Annotated in this window: 13 protein-coding genes; 4 read left to right on the forward strand and 9 right to left on the reverse strand. The window is 57.8% G+C overall.

Annotation, left to right across the window (positions count from 1 at the left end):
* Positions 1-142 precede the first annotated feature (142 nt).
* On the forward strand, positions 143-922 hold the full coding sequence (locus FY550_RS09775) for an RNA methyltransferase (protein ID WP_070977744.1): 780 nt from the start codon (positions 143-145) through the stop codon (positions 920-922).
* Positions 923-985: 63 nt separating this feature from the next.
* Here the strand turns inward: FY550_RS09775 and rpsA are convergent, their stop codons facing one another.
* The 6 genes from rpsA to gyrA all read right to left on the reverse strand — a co-directional run bounded on the left by rpsA (position 986) and on the right by gyrA (position 10,764).
* Positions 986-2,662, reverse strand: a complete 1,677-nt coding sequence (gene rpsA / locus FY550_RS09780; RefSeq protein WP_070977745.1) for a 30S ribosomal protein S1 — start codon at positions 2,660-2,662, stop codon at positions 986-988.
* A 183-nt stretch (positions 2,663-2,845) separates the two neighbouring features.
* Complete coding sequence (gene cmk, locus FY550_RS09785) at positions 2,846-3,526, reverse strand: (d)CMP kinase (protein ID WP_070977746.1); 681 nt, start codon at positions 3,524-3,526, stop codon at positions 2,846-2,848.
* Positions 3,523-5,736 (reverse strand): bifunctional prephenate dehydrogenase/3-phosphoshikimate 1-carboxyvinyltransferase, encoded by a 2,214-nt coding sequence (locus tag FY550_RS09790; RefSeq protein ID WP_070977908.1) that lies wholly within the window; start codon positions 5,734-5,736, stop codon positions 3,523-3,525. The genes cmk and FY550_RS09790 overlap by 4 nt, the downstream gene beginning before the upstream one ends.
* A 23-nt stretch (positions 5,737-5,759) precedes the next feature.
* Complete coding sequence (gene pheA, locus FY550_RS09795) at positions 5,760-6,872, reverse strand: prephenate dehydratase (protein ID WP_149054502.1); 1,113 nt, start codon at positions 6,870-6,872, stop codon at positions 5,760-5,762.
* Between the two features lie 16 nt (positions 6,873-6,888).
* Positions 6,889-7,968 carry a 3-phosphoserine/phosphohydroxythreonine transaminase gene (gene serC, locus FY550_RS09800; protein WP_070977909.1) on the reverse strand — a complete coding sequence of 360 codons (1,080 nt, stop codon included), beginning with the start codon at positions 7,966-7,968 and terminating at the stop codon, positions 6,889-6,891.
* Positions 7,969-8,058: 90 nt separating this feature from the next.
* The gene (gyrA, locus tag FY550_RS09805; protein WP_070977748.1) at positions 8,059-10,764 is read right to left on the reverse strand and encodes a DNA gyrase subunit A; all 2,706 of its coding nucleotides are present in this window, start codon (positions 10,762-10,764) and stop codon (positions 8,059-8,061) included.
* A gap of 309 nt (positions 10,765-11,073) precedes the next feature.
* Between gyrA and FY550_RS09810 the strand changes: the two genes are divergently transcribed.
* Together FY550_RS09810 and FY550_RS09815 are read left to right on the forward strand one after the other, a co-directional pair.
* Positions 11,074-12,003, forward strand: coding sequence for a recombination-associated protein RdgC (locus FY550_RS09810; RefSeq protein ID WP_070977749.1), 930 nt, complete (start codon positions 11,074-11,076; stop codon positions 12,001-12,003).
* Positions 12,000-13,175, forward strand: a complete 1,176-nt coding sequence (locus FY550_RS09815; RefSeq protein WP_070977910.1) for a 1-acyl-sn-glycerol-3-phosphate acyltransferase — start codon at positions 12,000-12,002, stop codon at positions 13,173-13,175. The genes FY550_RS09810 and FY550_RS09815 overlap by 4 nt, the downstream gene beginning before the upstream one ends.
* Positions 13,176-13,260: 85 nt before the next feature.
* Here the strand turns inward: FY550_RS09815 and FY550_RS09820 are convergent, their stop codons facing one another.
* Both FY550_RS09820 and FY550_RS09825 read right to left on the reverse strand, forming a co-directional pair.
* A complete protein-coding gene (locus FY550_RS09820; protein ID WP_070977750.1) occupies positions 13,261-14,736 on the reverse strand; it encodes a TrkH family potassium uptake protein in 1,476 nt (491 codons plus the stop codon).
* Between the two features lie 119 nt (positions 14,737-14,855).
* Entirely contained in the window at positions 14,856-16,259 is a 1,404-nt protein-coding gene (locus tag FY550_RS09825; protein ID WP_168169301.1) for a uracil-xanthine permease family protein, read from the reverse strand.
* Between the two features lie 266 nt (positions 16,260-16,525).
* Here FY550_RS09825 and FY550_RS09830 point away from each other — a divergent pair, with 266 nt between their 5' ends.
* Positions 16,526-16,795, forward strand: a complete 270-nt coding sequence (locus FY550_RS09830) for a hypothetical protein (RefSeq protein WP_070977751.1) — start codon at positions 16,526-16,528, stop codon at positions 16,793-16,795.
* A 42-nt stretch (positions 16,796-16,837) separates the two neighbouring features.
* Here the strand turns inward: FY550_RS09830 and FY550_RS09835 are convergent, their stop codons facing one another.
* Complete coding sequence (locus FY550_RS09835) at positions 16,838-17,299, reverse strand: pilin (protein WP_070977912.1); 462 nt, start codon at positions 17,297-17,299, stop codon at positions 16,838-16,840.
* Positions 17,300-17,344 lie beyond the last annotated feature (45 nt).

Below are 17,344 nucleotides of genomic sequence, written 5' to 3' on the forward strand. Positions count from 1 at the left end.
GCGGTCGACATTGAACCGGGAGGATTCAGTCATCCAACCCAATGCAACACAGCCAGTGCCTACCAGCAGAGCTGGCTACCCTTTCCATCCGAGCGGTTTTGCCCTGGAATAGCTCGCCAGGCGGGCCTCAAGCGAGTACCCCATGCTCAAGAATGTTCGTATTGTTCTGATTCAGACCTTCCACCCCGGTAATATAGGCTCCGTCGCACGCGCCATGAAAACCATGGGTCTAAGTGAGCTTATCCTGGTGAATCCGCGTTCCTTTCCGGATGAGGAAGCGACCCGACTGGCGGCCGGCGCCACAGATGTGCTGGACAACGCTCAAGTCGTCAATGAGATCAGTGACGCCGTCAGTGATTGCGTTCAGGTGACAGGGGCCAGCGCTCGGGTGCGCGGCCTGCCCCTGACACACTATGATGAAGCTGATGTCATGGCGCGTGAAATGGTGAAAACGGCTCACTCGGGTCCAGTCGCACTGATATTCGGTCGTGAACGGTTCGGTTTGACCAACGAGGAGTTACGCCACTGCACTCACCAGCTGACTCTGCCAGCCAACCCGGACTACCCGGTGCTCAATCTTTCACAAGCGGTACAGGTCTGTACACATGAACTCTTTACGGCCTGGCGACGTCAACCCGAAAGCGGTTTTCGACAGGCGCGTCCGCGTCACGCCACACTCCCCACTCAACAGCAGATGCAGTACTTTCAGGAGCATCTGGAAACGGCATTAAGTGAGGCCGGTTTTTTCAATCAACCGCATGCTCGCACCCGTGATCGTCTGCGCGCCTTTTTTCAGCGCGCCCGCCCCAGCCGCAAGGAGCTTTCCTTGTTAAGGGGAGTCATCAATGCCCTGAATGGTAGCTCGGGTAAGCAACCAGCCTCTCAGGCTGATTCGCATGATGCGTCACGGGAAAAGAAATGAAAAAGGCCGCTGCCCAATGGGCAGCGGCCTTTGCATCATGTCAAATCATGATGTGGTGAGCGCTTATTCCTGACTGAGCTTCTGCTTGATCAGGTCACCCACGGTCGTCGGACCAGAGGTATCACTCTCCTGCTCACGCATGTTGCGCATGGTCTGGCGTGTCTCGTTCTGATCCTTCGCCTTGACAGACAGGTTGATGACACGGTTCTTGCGGTCAACGCCCACAATACGTGCTTCAACACTGTCGCCTTCATTCAGGACATCACGTGCATCTTCAACACGATCAGCGCTGATCTCGGAAGCCTTCAGAACGGCCACAACATCAGTCGCCAGCTCAACATAGGCTTCGCGTGCATCAACCTCAGTCACGCGACCGGTAACGACAGAACCCTTGTCATTGACTGCCAGGAATTCGGAGACCGGATCACTTTCGAGCTGCTTGATGCCCAGCGAAATACGCTCGCGCTCAGGATCGATCGACAGGATTACGGCCTCAGCCTCTTCACCCTTGCGATAGCGGCGTACGGCTTCTTCGCCGGTTTCCGCCCAGGAGATGTCGGAGAGGTGCACCAGACCGTCGATGCCGCCTTCCAGACCAATGAAGATACCAAAGTCGGTAATCGACTTGATGGTCCCGGCGACACGATCGCCCTTGTTATAATGCGAGCTGAATTCTTCCCACGGGTTGGGCGTGCACTGCTTGATGCCCAGTGAGATACGACGACGCTCTTCGTCGATATCGAGCACCATGACCTGCACGTCATCGCCAACCTGTACCACCTTGGAGGGATGAATGTTCTTGTTGGTCCAGTCCATTTCGGAGACGTGGACCAGACCCTCGACACCTTCCTCGAGCTCGGCGAAGCAGCCGTAGTCGGTCAGGTTGGTGACGCGAGCATCGACCTTCATGCCTTCCGGGTAGCGATCCTTGATGTTGATCCACGGATCTTCGCCCAGCTGCTTGAGACCAAGCGAAACGCGATTGCGCTCGCGATCGAATTTCAGCACCTTGACGTTGATTTCGTCACCCACGGAAACGATCTCACTGGGATGCTTGATACGTTTCCAGGCCATGTCGGTAATGTGCAGCAGGCCATCAACACCACCGAGGTCGACGAAAGCGCCGTAGTCGGTCAGGTTCTTGACGATACCCTTGATCTGCTGTCCTTCCTGCAGCGTAGCGAGCAGCGCTTCACGCTCGGCGCTGTTTTCGGCTTCAAGCACTGCCCGGCGCGAAACAACCACGTTGTTGCGCTTGGGATCGAGCTTGATCACCTTGAAATCGAGTTCCTTGTTCTCGAGGTGAGTCGTATCGCGCACGGGGCGAACGTCCACCAGCGAGCCCGGCAGGAATGCCCGGATGGAATTGACATCGACGGTGAAGCCACCCTTGACCTTGCCGTTGATCACGCCCTTGACGATTTCGTCTTCTTCGAAGGCCGCTTCCAGCTCTTTCCACGCCTCGGCGCGCTTGGCCTTTTCGCGCGACAGACGGGTTTCGCCAAAGCCGTCTTCCACGGCTTCGAGGGCCACCTTGACTTCATCGCCGACGCCAAGGGTAAGCTCACCGTTCTCGTCCTTGAACTGGGATGCCGGAATCTGGCCTTCCGACTTCAGCCCAGCATTGACGGTAATCCAGTCACCTTCAATATCCACCACAGTGGCCATGACGATGGCACCGGGCTCCATATTGATGTCCTGGAGGGACTGCTCGAACAGTTCTGCAAAGCTTTCGCTCATGAGATTCCTATCGTGATCAACAGTAGACGGTCGGATGACCGCACTCTCCGTACCACCAGCAAGTACGGGCCAATGTCAGATCCCCGGGGACGTTAACGCTGGTTAGACGTATCAGGATTTTCCGTTTGACATCCTGATACCCCATACGCCTTGCCGGGGCCTCCGGAATAATGATGTTGAGTATCAGTGCCTCAGACCGCGCTCGGTCAGAAGCGCTCCGATGCGAGCAACAACGTCCGGTATGGTCAGCTCGGTTGTATCCAGAGTAATGGCATCACGAGCTGCCACCAGCGGTGCGACGGCGCGTTGCATGTCACGCTCGTCACGCGTCTGGATTTCCTTCAGAAGGTCTGGCAGGCTAGCATGACTGCCGCTTGATTGCAATTGCGCCTGGCGGCGACGCGCCCGCTCCTCGGCACTTGCCGTAAGAAATATTTTCAATGAGGCCTGAGGAAACACCACGGTTCCCATATCGCGCCCATCGGCTACCAGTCCGGGTGGCCTGGCAAAATCCCGCTGACGCTTGAGAAGGGCATCACGTACCGGTGGCATCGAGGCAACTTCCGAAGCCCATCCACCTACGTGTTCCTTGCGGATTTCGTGTGAAACGTCTTCTTCTTCCAGTAACACCTGCGCCCCGCCCTCGCATGGCAGGAAGGCGACATTCAGTTCACGTGCTACCTGCGCCAGGGCTGCCGTATCGGAAAAATTGACACCCTGACGTTCGGCAGCCAGTGCAGTGAGGCGATAGAGCGCCCCGGAATCAAGAAGATGCCAGCCAAGCTCATCGGCAACCAATCGGCTGATGGTCCCCTTGCCGGCGCCACCCGGCCCATCGAGCGTCAGCACAGGTACGTCGCTCATGAGTCCACCGTCTGTTCTTCCACCCGCAGCCCGATGCGATTGACCAGCTGCAAAAAATCCGGGAACGATGTCGCTACGTTGGCACAATCCTCGATGAGGATATCCTCCCCGGCACGCAGAGCTGCCACGGTAAAGGCCATGGCAATGCGATGGTCTCCCAGACTGTCGACTCGACCACCACCATAATGACCACCGGTAATATCAATGCCGTCTTCGTAGAGCGTATGTTCAACGCCCAGCACCGTCAGACCATCAGCCATCGCCTGCAATCGATCGGACTCCTTGACTCTCAGCTCGGATGCCTCACGCAGCCGTGTCACCCCTTCGGCATTGGCGGCAGCGATAAACAGTACCGGCAACTCATCAATCGCCAGCGGCACCTGATCCACCGGGATATCGATACCCTTTAACCTGGAGTGTCGTACCCGGATATCGGCTACCGGCTCGCCGCCGACCTCTCGCTGATCAAGGAGTTCCAGGTTGGCACCCATCTGACGCAGGATGTTGATGACACCGATTCGGGTCGGATTGATGCCGACATGCTCAAGCACCAGGTCGGCTTCCGGCGTAATAGCCGCAGCCACCAGAAAGAAAGCAGCCGAGGAAATATCTGCCGGCACATCGATTGGTCCTGCGGTCAGTCGGCCACCGCCCTCGATGATCGCCTGATCCCCCTCACGCCGCACCGGATAACCGAAACCGGTCAGCATACGCTCGGTATGATCCCGAGTCGTGGCCGGTTCACGCACCCGAGTCGTTCCTTCGGCATACATGCCGGCCAGCAACAGGCAGGATTTTACCTGGGCACTGGCCATCGGCATGTCGTAATCGATGCCGCGCAGCCCTTGTTTACCATGGATACTCAGTGGTGGGCGCCCACCTTCGGCAGTCTCGATGGAAGCGCCCATCAGTCGCAATGGCTGGGCAACCCGATCCATCGGTCGCCGGGTCAGGGAGGCATCTCCGGTCAGGGTGGTGGTGAAGGACTGGCCTGCCAACAACCCGGAAAAAAGACGCATGGCCGTACCCGAGTTACCAAGATAGAGCGCCCCGGCCGGCTGCTTCAGACCATGCAACCCCACACCATGAATGACTACACGCCCCTGGTGTGGTCCTTCAATGGCTACCCCCATTTCACGAAAAGCCTGCAGGGTCGCCAGACTGTCCTCTCCTTCCAGAAACCCTTCGACTTCAGTCACGCCTTCGGCCAGTGCTCCAAGCATGATGGCGCGATGCGACATCGACTTGTCGCCGGGTACCCGGATCCGGCCCTGCACCTTGCCTCCATGAGCCGCCCGATAGCGAATATTGCGTTGTTCCATGGCCTGATAGCTCTTCTGATTCAATAGCGTGTCGAAATAGTGTCGCGCATGACTCGCACGTGACAGGATACTCAGCATGGCGTCGCCATCGCCTGATTCGACGGCTTGACGTAATTGCTTTACCCCTGATTCGAATTCATTCAGCGCCGCAAGCACAGCATCCCGATTGGCCAGATAGATATCCCGCCACATTACCGGATCACTGCCGGCAATTCGTGTGAAATCGCGAAACCCGCCAGCCGCGTAGCGGAATATTTCAAGGCGCTCATCCCGTCGCGCCAGCCCATCAACCAGAGAAAAGGCCAGCAGATGTGGCAAATGACTGGTGCGAGCCAGTACAGCGTCATGGTGCTCAACGGAAAGCGTTTCCACCTCGGCACCACAAGCACGCCAGAGTTTCTCCACGCGAGTGACGGCCGTGGGCGCCGTCTGATCAACCGGCGTCAGAATCACGCGATGACGACAGTAAAGCTCAGCGTTGGCGGCACTGACACCGCTGCGCTCCGAACCGGCAATGGGATGACCGGGAACCAGCCAGGAGGGCATCTCGCCAAGTCGACGAATAATCGCCTCACACATGGCGCCTTTGGTACTGCCCACATCAGTCATGACCTGATCCGGTCTCACTGATGGGGCCAGGTGCCCCACCAGCTCCGGGAGCGTCATAACCGGTACGGCCAGCACCACCAGGGAAGCGCTGGAAAGCATGGCCTGTGGCTCGGTATGCCCTTCATCAATCAGCTGCATCTCAAGGGCAGTCGCTACACTGTCCTTGTCACGATCACAGCCAAGCAGCCGACCCTGGTAACCGTTTTTTCGAAGCGCGGCCAGCAGCGATGAGCCGATCAATCCCAAGCCGATGACCAGAATGCCCTGTTCATCCGGCAGCTTCACCGTCGTACTCCCGGAACTCAAAGCACCCCCACCGGATAGGAACCCAGCATGCGAATTTCGGCAGCACGCAGGCGCACCTCTTCAAGAGCCGCACGTACCAGTGGATCATCCTGGTGGCCCTTGAAGTCGATGAAAAAGACATAATTCCATACGCCGTGCCGGGAAGGTCGGCTTTCCAATCGAGTCATGTCGATACTGTGTCGATGGAAAGGTTCAAGCAGATCATGCAATGCGCCGGGCTGATTGCGCATGGCAGCCACCAGCGAGGTCTTGTCCTCTCCGCTGGGCGGCACATCATGGTTGCCGATAATCAGAAAGCGAGTCGAATTATCCGGCAGGTCTTCGATCTTTTCAGCCAGATGGCTGAGCTCATAACGCCGCGCCGCCATATCACCGGCAATGGCAGCACTGTGCCACTCGCTGCGCACCAGTCGCGCGGCCTCTGCATTGGAGGACACTGCTACACGCTCGGCATGGGGGTAATGGGCATCGAGCCACTTGCGGCACTGGGCCAGCGACTGAGCGTGCGAATAAATGCGCGAAATGCGATCGCGGCGGGTATTTTCACCCACCAGCAGGTGATGATGAATACGCAGCACCACCTCTCCGCATATGCGCAGCGAGGTATCCATGAAGGAGTCGAGGGTATTATTGACCACCCCTTCGGTCGAATTTTCGACTGGCACTACACCATAGTGAGCAGCCCCGGATTCCACCTCACGGAAGACTTCATCGATGGCCGGCAGGGGTATATCCACAGCACTGTCGCCGAAGTGCTTGAGCGCCGCCTGTTGAGTAAAGGTGCCTTCGGGGCCGAGATAAGCTACCCGGATGGGCTGCTCCAGTGCCAGGCAGGCGGACATCATTTCCCGAAAGAGGCGCGCCAGCTCCTCGCTGGGCAATGGGCCCGGGTTGAGCGCCATGACGCGCTTGAGCACCTGAGCTTCACGCTCGGGACGATAAAACAGGGCCTCGGGATCCTCGGCCAGCTTGACCCGGGCCACCGACTGAGCACATTGAGCACGTTCGCTGATCAGCCGAATCAGCTCGCTGTCGATATGATCGATACGCTGGCGCAGTTGCTCAAGGTTGGCCCCATCGGACTGCTCACCACTGGAATGATCGTGCATTGTCGGACTCCGCAGGCTAACCGTGGCGCTGCTCGAAATCGCGCATGAAATCGATCAGGTGATCGACTCCGGCTTCAGGCATGGCGTTATAGATACTGGCACGCATCCCCCCCACACTGCGATGGCCCTTCAGATTGAGCAATCCTGCTACTTCAGCTTTTTCAAGGAAAACCGAATTCAGCGATTCATCGGCCAGCACAAAGGGAACATTCATTTGCGAGCGATTGGCAGGAGCAATCGGGTTGCTATAAAAACTACTGGCATCGATGGCGCCGTAAAGCTTTGATGCCTTGCGTGCATTGACTTGAGCCATGGCTTCGACACCACCCTGCGCCTTCAGCCAGTCAAACACCAGGCCGGAAAGATACCAGGCATAAGTGGCCGGCGTATTCAGCATCGAACCATTATCAGCAAAGGCTTTCCATTTCAGCAGGGTCGGCGCTTCCGGGCAGGCCTGTTCGAGCAGATCATTACGTACGATAACGATCACGATGCCGGCCGGACCGATATTCTTCTGCGCCCCGGCATAGATGACACCATAGCGGGAAATATCGATCGGTTTTGACAGAATCGAGGAGGACATGTCGCAGACCAGCGGCACCTCGACTTCCGGAGTGTAATCCATCTGCAGCCCACCGATGGTCTCATTCTCACAGTAATGCAGGTAGGCGGCATTTGCGGAAAGAGAGAGCTCGGAGGGCGATGGCGCAGCCGTATAGCGATTATCGCTCGCGGAAGCGGCAACATGAGCACCACCGAGATGCTCTGCCTCGCGAATCGCCTTCTGCGACCAGATGCCGGTATCCAGATAGTTGCCGGTGCCGCCCTTGCCCAACAGATTCAGCGGGACACCGGCGAACTGCATTGTCGCCCCACCCTGCATGAACAGCACGCTGTAGTTGTCAGGCACCGCCAGCAGTTCACGCAGGTCGGCTTCGGCGCGCTCGGCAATGGCCATGAAGTCGCTGCTGCGATGACTCATTTCCATGACCGACAGCCCCTTGCTCTGATAATCGAGCATTTCGTGCTGTGCGCGTTCGAGAACAGCCGTGGGCAACATCGCCGGGCCAGAGCAGAAATTGAAATGTCGTGTCATGTGCAGTCGATCCACCGAAAAATCCCTGCCCGCTCTGCGGGCAGCTTCATTCATGCAGTACCGGCCGGGGCTGCCAGCCCCGGCACGCTATTACTCTTCAACCTCGCTGGCCTCGGATGCGTCACCTGCGCCTTCCGGAGTGTCGCTCTCTTCGACCGCCTCATCTACCAATGCTTCTTCGTCTTCCGCGGGCTCATCCAGGCGTACCGTGGAAACCAGTCGCTCCGCATCACTCATGCGAATCAGGGTCACGCCCTGAGTATTGCGCGAGCTGCGCGAGACTTCACCGACCCGGGTGCGTACCAGCGTTCCCCGGTCACTGATCAGCATCATCTCATCGCTCTCGCCGACCTGGATGGCTGCCACCAGCTCACCATTGCGCGTGGTGGTCTGCATGGCAATCACACCCTGACCGCCGCGGCCACGCAGCGGAAATTCTTCAAGGCGGGTCCGCTTGCCGTAACCATGGACAGAAGCTGTCAGGATATAGCACTCGCCTTCCTGATGGCCGTTGCCGGTTGCATCACTATCGTCGCTGGCGTCATCGTCGGCGGCTTCGTCGATCACGGTAGTGCGCGGGATAATCAGGCTGATGATCCTGGCACCATCGCTCAGGCGCATGCCACGCACCCCGCGAGCCGTACGTCCCATCGAACGTACGTCATTTTCATCGAAACGAATGGCCTTGCCATTGGAAGACAACAACATCACATGATCCGAACCACTGGTGACGGCAGCACCCACCAGCCGATCACCCTCATCGAGATCAAGTGCAATCAATCCGGCACTGCGAGGCCGGGAGAACTGATCCAGCGAGGTTCGCTTGACTGTACCGTTGGCGGTAGCAAAGAAAATGAAGCTGTCAGCACGATACTCACGCACGGGCAGTACTGCGGTTATCCACTCACCCTCATCAAGCGAGAGCAGATTGACCAGCGGTCGGCCTCGTGAACCACGGCTGGCCTGAGGCATTTCATAGACCTTGAGCCAGTAAACCTTGCCACGATCCGAGAACAGCAGAACGGTGTCGTGCGTGGATGCCACCAGAAGGTGCTCGATGACATCTTCGTCCTTCATGCTGGTTGCAGATTTACCGCGCCCGCCACGCTTCTGCGCATGATAGTCCGATAGAGGCTGACTCTTGGCGTAGCCCGAGCGCGATATCGTAACCACCATGTCTTCTTCGTTGATCAGATCCTCGATGGTCAGATCGCGCCGGCTGGCCTGAATTTCGGTGAGCCGGTCATCGCCGAACTGGTTACGAATAGCGTCGAGTTCTTCGCGGATGACTTCCATCAGCCGATCCGCTGACGCCAGAATGTGCGTCAGTTCGGCAATGGTATCGAGAATGCCCTTGTACTCTTCAAGCAGCTTCTCGGTTTCCAGTCCGGTCAGGCGATGCAGACGCAGATCCAGAATGGCCTGTGCCTGAGCGGGTGAAAGCTGATAAAGCGTCCGGTCTTCAGCAAGACCATACTGGGCTTCAAGCTCCTCGGGACGGCAGGAGGACGCACCGGCCCGATCAAGCATGTCGATCACCTGCCCTGGCGCCCACTGTCGGGCAATCAGCTGCTCTTTCGCTTCCGCCGCGCTCGGCGAAGCCTTGATCAGCTCGATCACTTCATCGATGTTGGAGAGTGCTACGGTCAGACCTTCCAGAATATGACCGCGCTCGCGCGCCTTTTTGAGCTCGTAAAGCGTGCGCCGGGTCACCACCTCGCGACGATGGCGAATGAAGGCTTCCAGCAGGTTCTTGAGATTGTGCGTCCGGGGCTGGCCGCTTTCGAGGGCGACAATGTTGATACCGAAAACCGTTTCCAGCTGGGTCTGGGCAAACAGGTTGTTGACGACGACATCGCCCGACTCACCGCGCCGGGTCTCGATAACCACCCGCAGCCCTTCCTTGTCGGACTCATCGCGCAGCTCGGCAATGCCTTCGATACGCTTGTCCTTGACCAGCTCGGCAATCTTTTCGATCAGCCGTGCCTTGTTGACCTGATAGGGCAGCTCGGTAATGACGATGTGATCGCGGCCGGTGCGGTCATCATGCTCGATGGTATGGCGCGCCCGTACATAAACCCGGCCACGACCGGTGCGATAGGCATCCAGTATGCCCGCGCGCCCGTTGATAATACCGCCGGTCGGAAAATCCGGACCGGGGATATATTCCATCAGATCATCGATGGAGAGCGTGTGGTCATCAATCAGGGCCAGGCAGGCATCGATGACTTCGCGCATGTTATGCGGCGGCACATTGGTCGCCATCCCCACTGCAATACCGGAGGCCCCGTTAACCAGCAGGTTCGGCACCCGGGTTGGCAGCACTTCGGGAATACGCTCGGTGCCATCGTAGTTGTCGACCCAGTCGACAGTATCCTTCTCCAGATCAGAAAGCAGTTCGTGCGACAACCGGGCCATTCGCACCTCGGTATAACGCATCGCCGCAGCACTATCGCCATCGATCGAGCCGAAGTTGCCCTGGCCATCGACGAGCACATAACGCATCGAGAAATCCTGCGCCATGCGTACGATGGTGTCATAGACCGCACTGTCGCCGTGAGGATGGTACTTACCGATGACATCGCCGACGACACGGGCCGATTTCTTGTAGGCCTTGTTCCAGTCATTGCCAAGCTCGTGCATGGCATATAGCACACGCCGATGCACCGGCTTGAGCCCATCACGGACATCAGGCAGTGCCCGCCCGATGATGACGCTCATGGCGTAATCGAGATACGACTGCTTGAGCTCGTCCTCGATATTGACTGGCAGAATCTCTCTGGCGATCTCACCCATGGGTCGTCAAATCCTGGTTCGGTGATCCAAGTAATTCGGCTGCCTGAAGCACAAGGTGCTTGAGCGACAGAGGCCGCTCGGAGGCGCTGACAGCGCACGGTATGCCGTCGGTATTTCGGGCAGGAACCGTTGCTTACAGCATTGCGATGGTAACACATAACACCTCCCGACCGGGCATGCTCCTGGGCAATGACATGGACCATCGATCAACGCCATCATGCTCGCCCCGAAGCGATGTGTTGTGTATCGTCACGCTGGCCCCGGCCACCCTCGTTGGCTCATAATGGGCGCTCTTGATGGAAGGACACCATGTGGTTCAAGCATTTACATCTCTATCGCCTGCACGAAAACGGCGCGTGGTCATTCGACGCCCTGCAGGACGCACTAACAGCACACGCCTTTGCGCCGGTTACGGCTCACCAGGCCCGCACACATGGCTGGACGGCGCCTGCCGGCCGCCACAGCGAACAGCTTCTACATGAGGTCAGTGGACATCGTCTGCTGAGCCTGATGCGTCAGGAACGTCTACTGCCGCCTGCCGTGATCAGGGAAACGCTGGAAGAGCGCGCTGCCGAACAGGAAGCCGCGCAGGGCTATCCCCCGGGGCGCCGGGAAAAACAGGTCCTCAAGGAAAGGATCATCGAAGAACTGCTGCCTCAGGCATTCACTCGCAGCAATCGCACTGATCTCTGGTGGGACACCCACCGCGGCCTGATCGGCATCAACGCTTCGAGCTCGAAACGCGCCGAACAGGCACTTGACGCCCTTCGCCAGTCACTCGGCAGCCTGCAGGTAACGCCCCTGGCCGTAGCGACACCCCCCGGTCGTACCATGACCGGTTGGCTGTCGGATCCCTCTGCCAGACCCGAGGGGTTACTGCTCGGTGATCAGATAGAACTGCGTTCAAGAGCTGATGACGATGGCGTCCTGCGTGCACGCAGCATCGATCCGGATGGTGAGGAGATACGAACCGCACTGGAAGTCGGTCGTCAGGTCAGTCGCCTGTCGATCGCGCTCGAAGGACAGCTGAGTCTGATTCTACAGGAAGATCTGGCACTGAAATCCCTGCGCTTTGATGATGCGCTCATCGACGAAGCCAGCGATAGCAGCGACAGTGATAATCCGATCATGAGCATGGAGACGGAATTCGTGCTCATGGCTCAGGTACTTTCCAATGCCGTTGAGCAGTTGACCCAATGGCTGGGCGGCGAAGCCGAGGCGATACCCGCGACATCATGACCGAACAGTTCGACCTCGAGGCCGATGTAGCCGAGAATTTCGACGCCATTCGTCCCTTCTACGACGATGAGGTGCCGGCCATACTGGCGCGGCTGACACACAACGACGAGTTCGTGGATACCGTCGCTCGCTACCGTCTGTCCAGACTGTTCAGACACTGCCGTCCGCTGGCGCGCTTTCTGGCGCGTCAGGGGCTGCGGCGAGCCATACGTGGTGTCAATTCCATCCGCGATTTCCAGCGTCATATTGCGGTCTACATGGATCGCATGATCGATCAGACGACCGAAACCTTTGAGGTGGCAGGTCTGGAGCAACTGGCAGATGACACCGCCTATCTTTTCATCGGCAATCATCGGGACATTGCCCTCGATCCGGCGTTCGTCAATTACGCACTCTATCAGGCCGGACGCGATACGGTGCGTATCGCCATCGGCGATAACCTGCTGCAGAAGCCGTTTGTCACTGACCTGATGAGGCTCAACAAAAGCTTTATTGTCCCACGCTCCTCCCGTGGCAAGCGTGAAATGATTGCTGCCTATCAACAGCTCTCCTGTTATATCCGCCATTCGCTGATCGCGGAGAACCATTCGGTATGGCTGGCTCAGCGCGAGGGTCGCGCCAAGAATGGAGTCGATCGTACCGATGCCGCCATCATCAAGATGCTGGGCATGGCCCGACGCCAGCGCAATCGTGACGCCCTGATCGGTGAGTCGATCCGCGAGCTGCGTCTGGTACCGGTTTCGATCAGCTATGAATACGATCCCTGTGACATGCAGAAGGCACGTGAACTCAAGGCCGTCAATGAGGGGGGACGCTATGAGAAGACTGCCTATGAAGACATTCTCTCGATTGCTGCCGGCATTACCGGTAACAAGGGACGGGTTCGACTGGTCTTCGGCACACCAGTAGGTACCGCTGAAGACACTCTGGAGTCACTGACTGCAGAGATCGATCGTCAGGTCATGGCTGGCTACACCCTCTTCCCCAGCCACTATCTGGCCCTGGAAGCTACCGGCCACGCGCCCGATCTGATCGATCACGCGGCCATCACCGACGCTGATCGTCAACGCTTCCAGGCGCGTCTGGCGGAAGTTCCTGCGGAGCTGCGTGACTACTGGCTGTGCCAGTATGCCAACCCGGTACTTAATCGCGCCGGTTACGAGCCTCTCTGATCCATTTTCATTCAGGCCGCTGCGATAATGATTATCGCGGCGGCCTTTTGGCATGTCAGCAAGCTGTCTGCAGGCCCGGGGATGTTCACTTGCGCCAAAAGGTCGGCGTCAACAGCACCAGTACGGTCAAAATCTCCAGACGGCCCATCAGCATACCGAGGCAGAGCATCCATTTGGCAGCATCAGGCAGTGAAGAGAAATTACCAGCAGGCCCTATGGTACTGCCAAGCCCTGGCCCCACATTGGCCACCGCGGTCGCTGCACCGGAAAGCGCTGTTACCAGATCCAGCCCCATCATGGCCAGGCCCAGGGTCAGCGCCCCCACGGTAAAGAAGAAGAAAAAGGAAAAGGCGATAACCGCTCGCACCACTTCATCGGTCAGCATCCGCCCATTATAGCGCTGGGCAAACACACCATTGGCATGCACCAGATGGCGCAACTGGTTGATCAGCATGATCAGACCGATCTGAAAACGAAAGATCTTCATGCCCCCACTGGTTGAACCCGAGCAGCCACCGATGAAGGTCAGATAAAAGAAGATGCCCACTGCAAACGGCCCCCACAGGGTGTAATCGTCCGAGGCATAACCGGTCGTGGTCACTACCGAAACCACGTTAAAGGCCACCGACGTCACTGCCTCGAAGGGCGGCACACCACGCATCATGCGATAAATACTCAACAGCGCAATTGAAACGGCCAGCAGCAGCAATAGTCCACGCACCTGCTGGTCCTGCCAGATAGCCAGCGACCTTTGGCGCAGCATCTGAATATAGAGCACGAAAGGCAGTGCACCGCAGAGCATGAAGATGACACCCAGCCAGAGAATCAGAGGCTGGTCAGCGTAGAGACCGAAAGAGGCGTCATAGTTGGCAAACCCTCCTGTGGCGACCGAACTCATGGCGTGCACCACAGCATCCAGCGGCGTCATGCCGGCGAGGAAGTAGCTGAATCCGGCCAGTAACGAAAATCCCAGATAGACCAGTCCGATGGCCTTGGCCACCGTGTTCGCTCGCGGCAGTATCTTGTCCGACCAATCCGAGGATTCCGTCTGGAAAAGTCGCATTCCCCCGACCTGCAGAAATGGCAGGATAGCGATCGCCATGACGATAATGCCGATACCGCCCAGCCACTGCATGAGTCCACGCCAGAGCTTGATACCATCGGAAAGATGATCGATGCCTACCAGCACCGTACTACCGGTCGTGGTAATGGCCGACACGGTTTCAAAAACCGCATCCGTAGGGGATAGATGGGTTGCGCCCAGCATCAGGGGCAGGCTGGCAAAGGCCGACAGCACCACCCAGCTCGAGGTCGTCAGGATAAACATCTGACGGGGACGCAACTCGACCGACACATGGCGGGTTGCAAAAAGCAGCAGCCCGGCCGTGCCGACAGTAATACCGAATGCTGTAACAAACGCCATCACATCCGGGCTGTGCTCCAGCACCAGCAGCACCAGCGGCAATAGCATGATGGCCGCCAGGACCAGTAACAGCACGGCCAGAATGCGCAAGACAGGTCCGATTCCGGTCGGATGGCGCAGCGAAAGCAGGCGCGACATGATTTTCCCCTGACAGCCTATATCGGGCCCCATCCGCCGCGCCACGGCGATCGGGCCGAGCCACTATACGCCCTCGCAGCGTCCAACGCAGCCCTGAAAGCCGGTACTGTTACACAACGTCAGCCCGCATCTTCCTGTGGTAGCAGAAGATTGAGCACCATGGCCGTCAATCCACCGGTTGCGACACCCGAGGAAAGCACATTGGCGATCATTTCAGGCAAATGCTGCAGAAATTGCGGCACCTGAGCCACACCCAATCCCATTGCCAGCGAAACCGCCAGGATCAGCAACGCACGACGATCCAGTCGCACCCCAGCCAGTATATTGATGCCCGCAGCCGCGACCGAGCCGAACATTACAATGGTCGCCCCACCCAGCACCGGTTCGGGCATCTGCTGGATAACGCCAGCCACCGGAGGCAGCAGGCCCAGCACGACCAGCATCAGTGCCACACACATGCCGACATAACGGCTGGCAACGCCGGTCAGTTGAATGACCCCGTTGTTCTGCGCAAAGGTGGAACTGGGAAAACTGTTGAGTGCCCCCGCTACCAGCGAACCGAAGCCGTTGGCCAGCACGCCACCTCGTATACGGCGCATCCACGAGTCACCTTCAACCGGCTCATTGGAAATGGCACTGGTGGCAGTAATATCGCCGATCGCTTCCAGCGAAGTGACGACATAAATCACCAGCAATGGCACAAACAGGCTCCATGAAAAGCCCAGTCCATAATGCAGGGGAAGTGGCCACTGCCACAGCGGTTGCTGTGCCAGGCCATCAAATGACAGCCGCCCCTGCCAGGCCGCCAGCACATACCCGACCAGTAGCGCAATAATGATGGCTCCGGTGCGCACCCAGGGCGAGCGCGATCGGTTGAGCAGTACGATAACGGCCAATACGGTACCCGAAAGCAGCAGATTACGCTGGGTGGCGAAGGTATCGCTATCAAGCGCCGCCTGCCCGCCACCCATGCTGATCAGCCCGACCCGGATCAGGGTCAGACCGATCAGCAGCACCACGATACCGGTCACCAGCGGCGTGATGACCCGTCGTAGCAATGGCAGAATGCGCGACAACCCCATTTCCACGAAAGAGCCCACCATCAGGGTGCCAAAAATAGCGCCCAGGACACCGGCCACCGATGCCCCGCCCTGAAGCATCGCGGTACCGGCACCGATGATCGGCCCCAGAAAATTGAAACTGGTGCCCTGGACGGTGAGAAGCCCGGAACCCAGTGGCCCGGGGCGCCAGCACTGTACGAAGGTTGCCAGCCCCGACACCAGCAGGGACATCGAAATGATCATGCCGGTGTCATGAGCCGGCACCTGCAAGGCCTGACAGATCAATAGTGCCGGTGTGATGATCGGCACGATGATCGCCATCAGATGCTGAATGGCGACCAGCAACAGCGCCGGAAGACGTGGACGATCCTCGAGACCGTACAGCAGCGATATGGGGCGATGCTGTTCGCTGTCACTGGCAGTATCGTGCAAGGCATGCTGAGAGTCGCTGTCGCGGGTCATGAGGCCTTCAATCCGTTGGCTACCGATGACGGAGAGACGCGCAGGGCGCAGCAACCGTCACAAAACGCGGCATTCTAGCGCTACACTGCTCACAACTGAATGGGCAATCCCCACCCGGGCTGATTGTTCAGCGCTTACCACTTTCACCAGCCGACAGAATTGCTCACAGGCCGACGACGAACAGCCGCCAACACAAGGCTCCTGGAAGCCATCACCGCTGTGCTATCGTCGTGCCCATTCATATTGAACAAGGACAGGAGCCCGACATGAGCAGCGAAATCCAGCTCAATCGCGAAATTCAGGAACTGCGCGGCTTCATCAAGAAGCTGCTGCAGGATCCCGCCATTCTCAATCGCTCCATGGAGATCGCCCGGGCACACTTTGGCGAAAGTGAAGCGGATGCCAGAATTGCCGATGAACTCTCCCGGGCAACCAGTATCAAGATCCCCCAGGATGCGAAGGATCACACACCTGCGGATCGACTCTTCCTGGAAGTGCTCAAGGAAGTGGTTGAAGAGGAAAAAGCGCTGTATTGAATGGAAAAGCCGGCATCAGCCGGCTTTCTTTCAATTATAAAATCAGGTGTCTGATGCTTGCTCACAACCTTTTGGCCTGTAATCTTGAGCTATATCTGTTGAACAGGACCAGCTCCCTTCAGCACTTCTTTCATACTCCAGTTTTTTGCCCTGGATATCAGGACTCACGCCACTGCTGGCAAAGGTAAATACCAGAGTCGCCGTATCACTAGGCCCCACAACCTTATCTGTAGGTGTAAAGGAAATGGTGCCCAGCTCATTGGCATCCTCTTTAATACCTAAAGTGCCTGAATCAGAACCATCAGTAAGACTAAGCTGCTGCCCTCGCAGGATCGTTTCTTCAGCACTGGTCTGAATGCCTCTCAAGGTAGCCAAACCGGAAGCTGCCTCCGATCTCGCCACATAATCCTGATAGCGCGGAATCGCAATGGCCGCCAATACCCCGATAATGGCCACTACAATCATCAATTCAATCAGCGTAAAACCGCCCTGACCGCGTTTCATCAATCCCTTCCCCTGTTGGTCAATATATGCCGTTTCCATGATGCG

Source organism: Kushneria phosphatilytica (assembly GCF_008247605.1).
GTDB classification, from domain to species: Bacteria; Pseudomonadota; Gammaproteobacteria; order Pseudomonadales; family Halomonadaceae; genus Kushneria; species Kushneria phosphatilytica.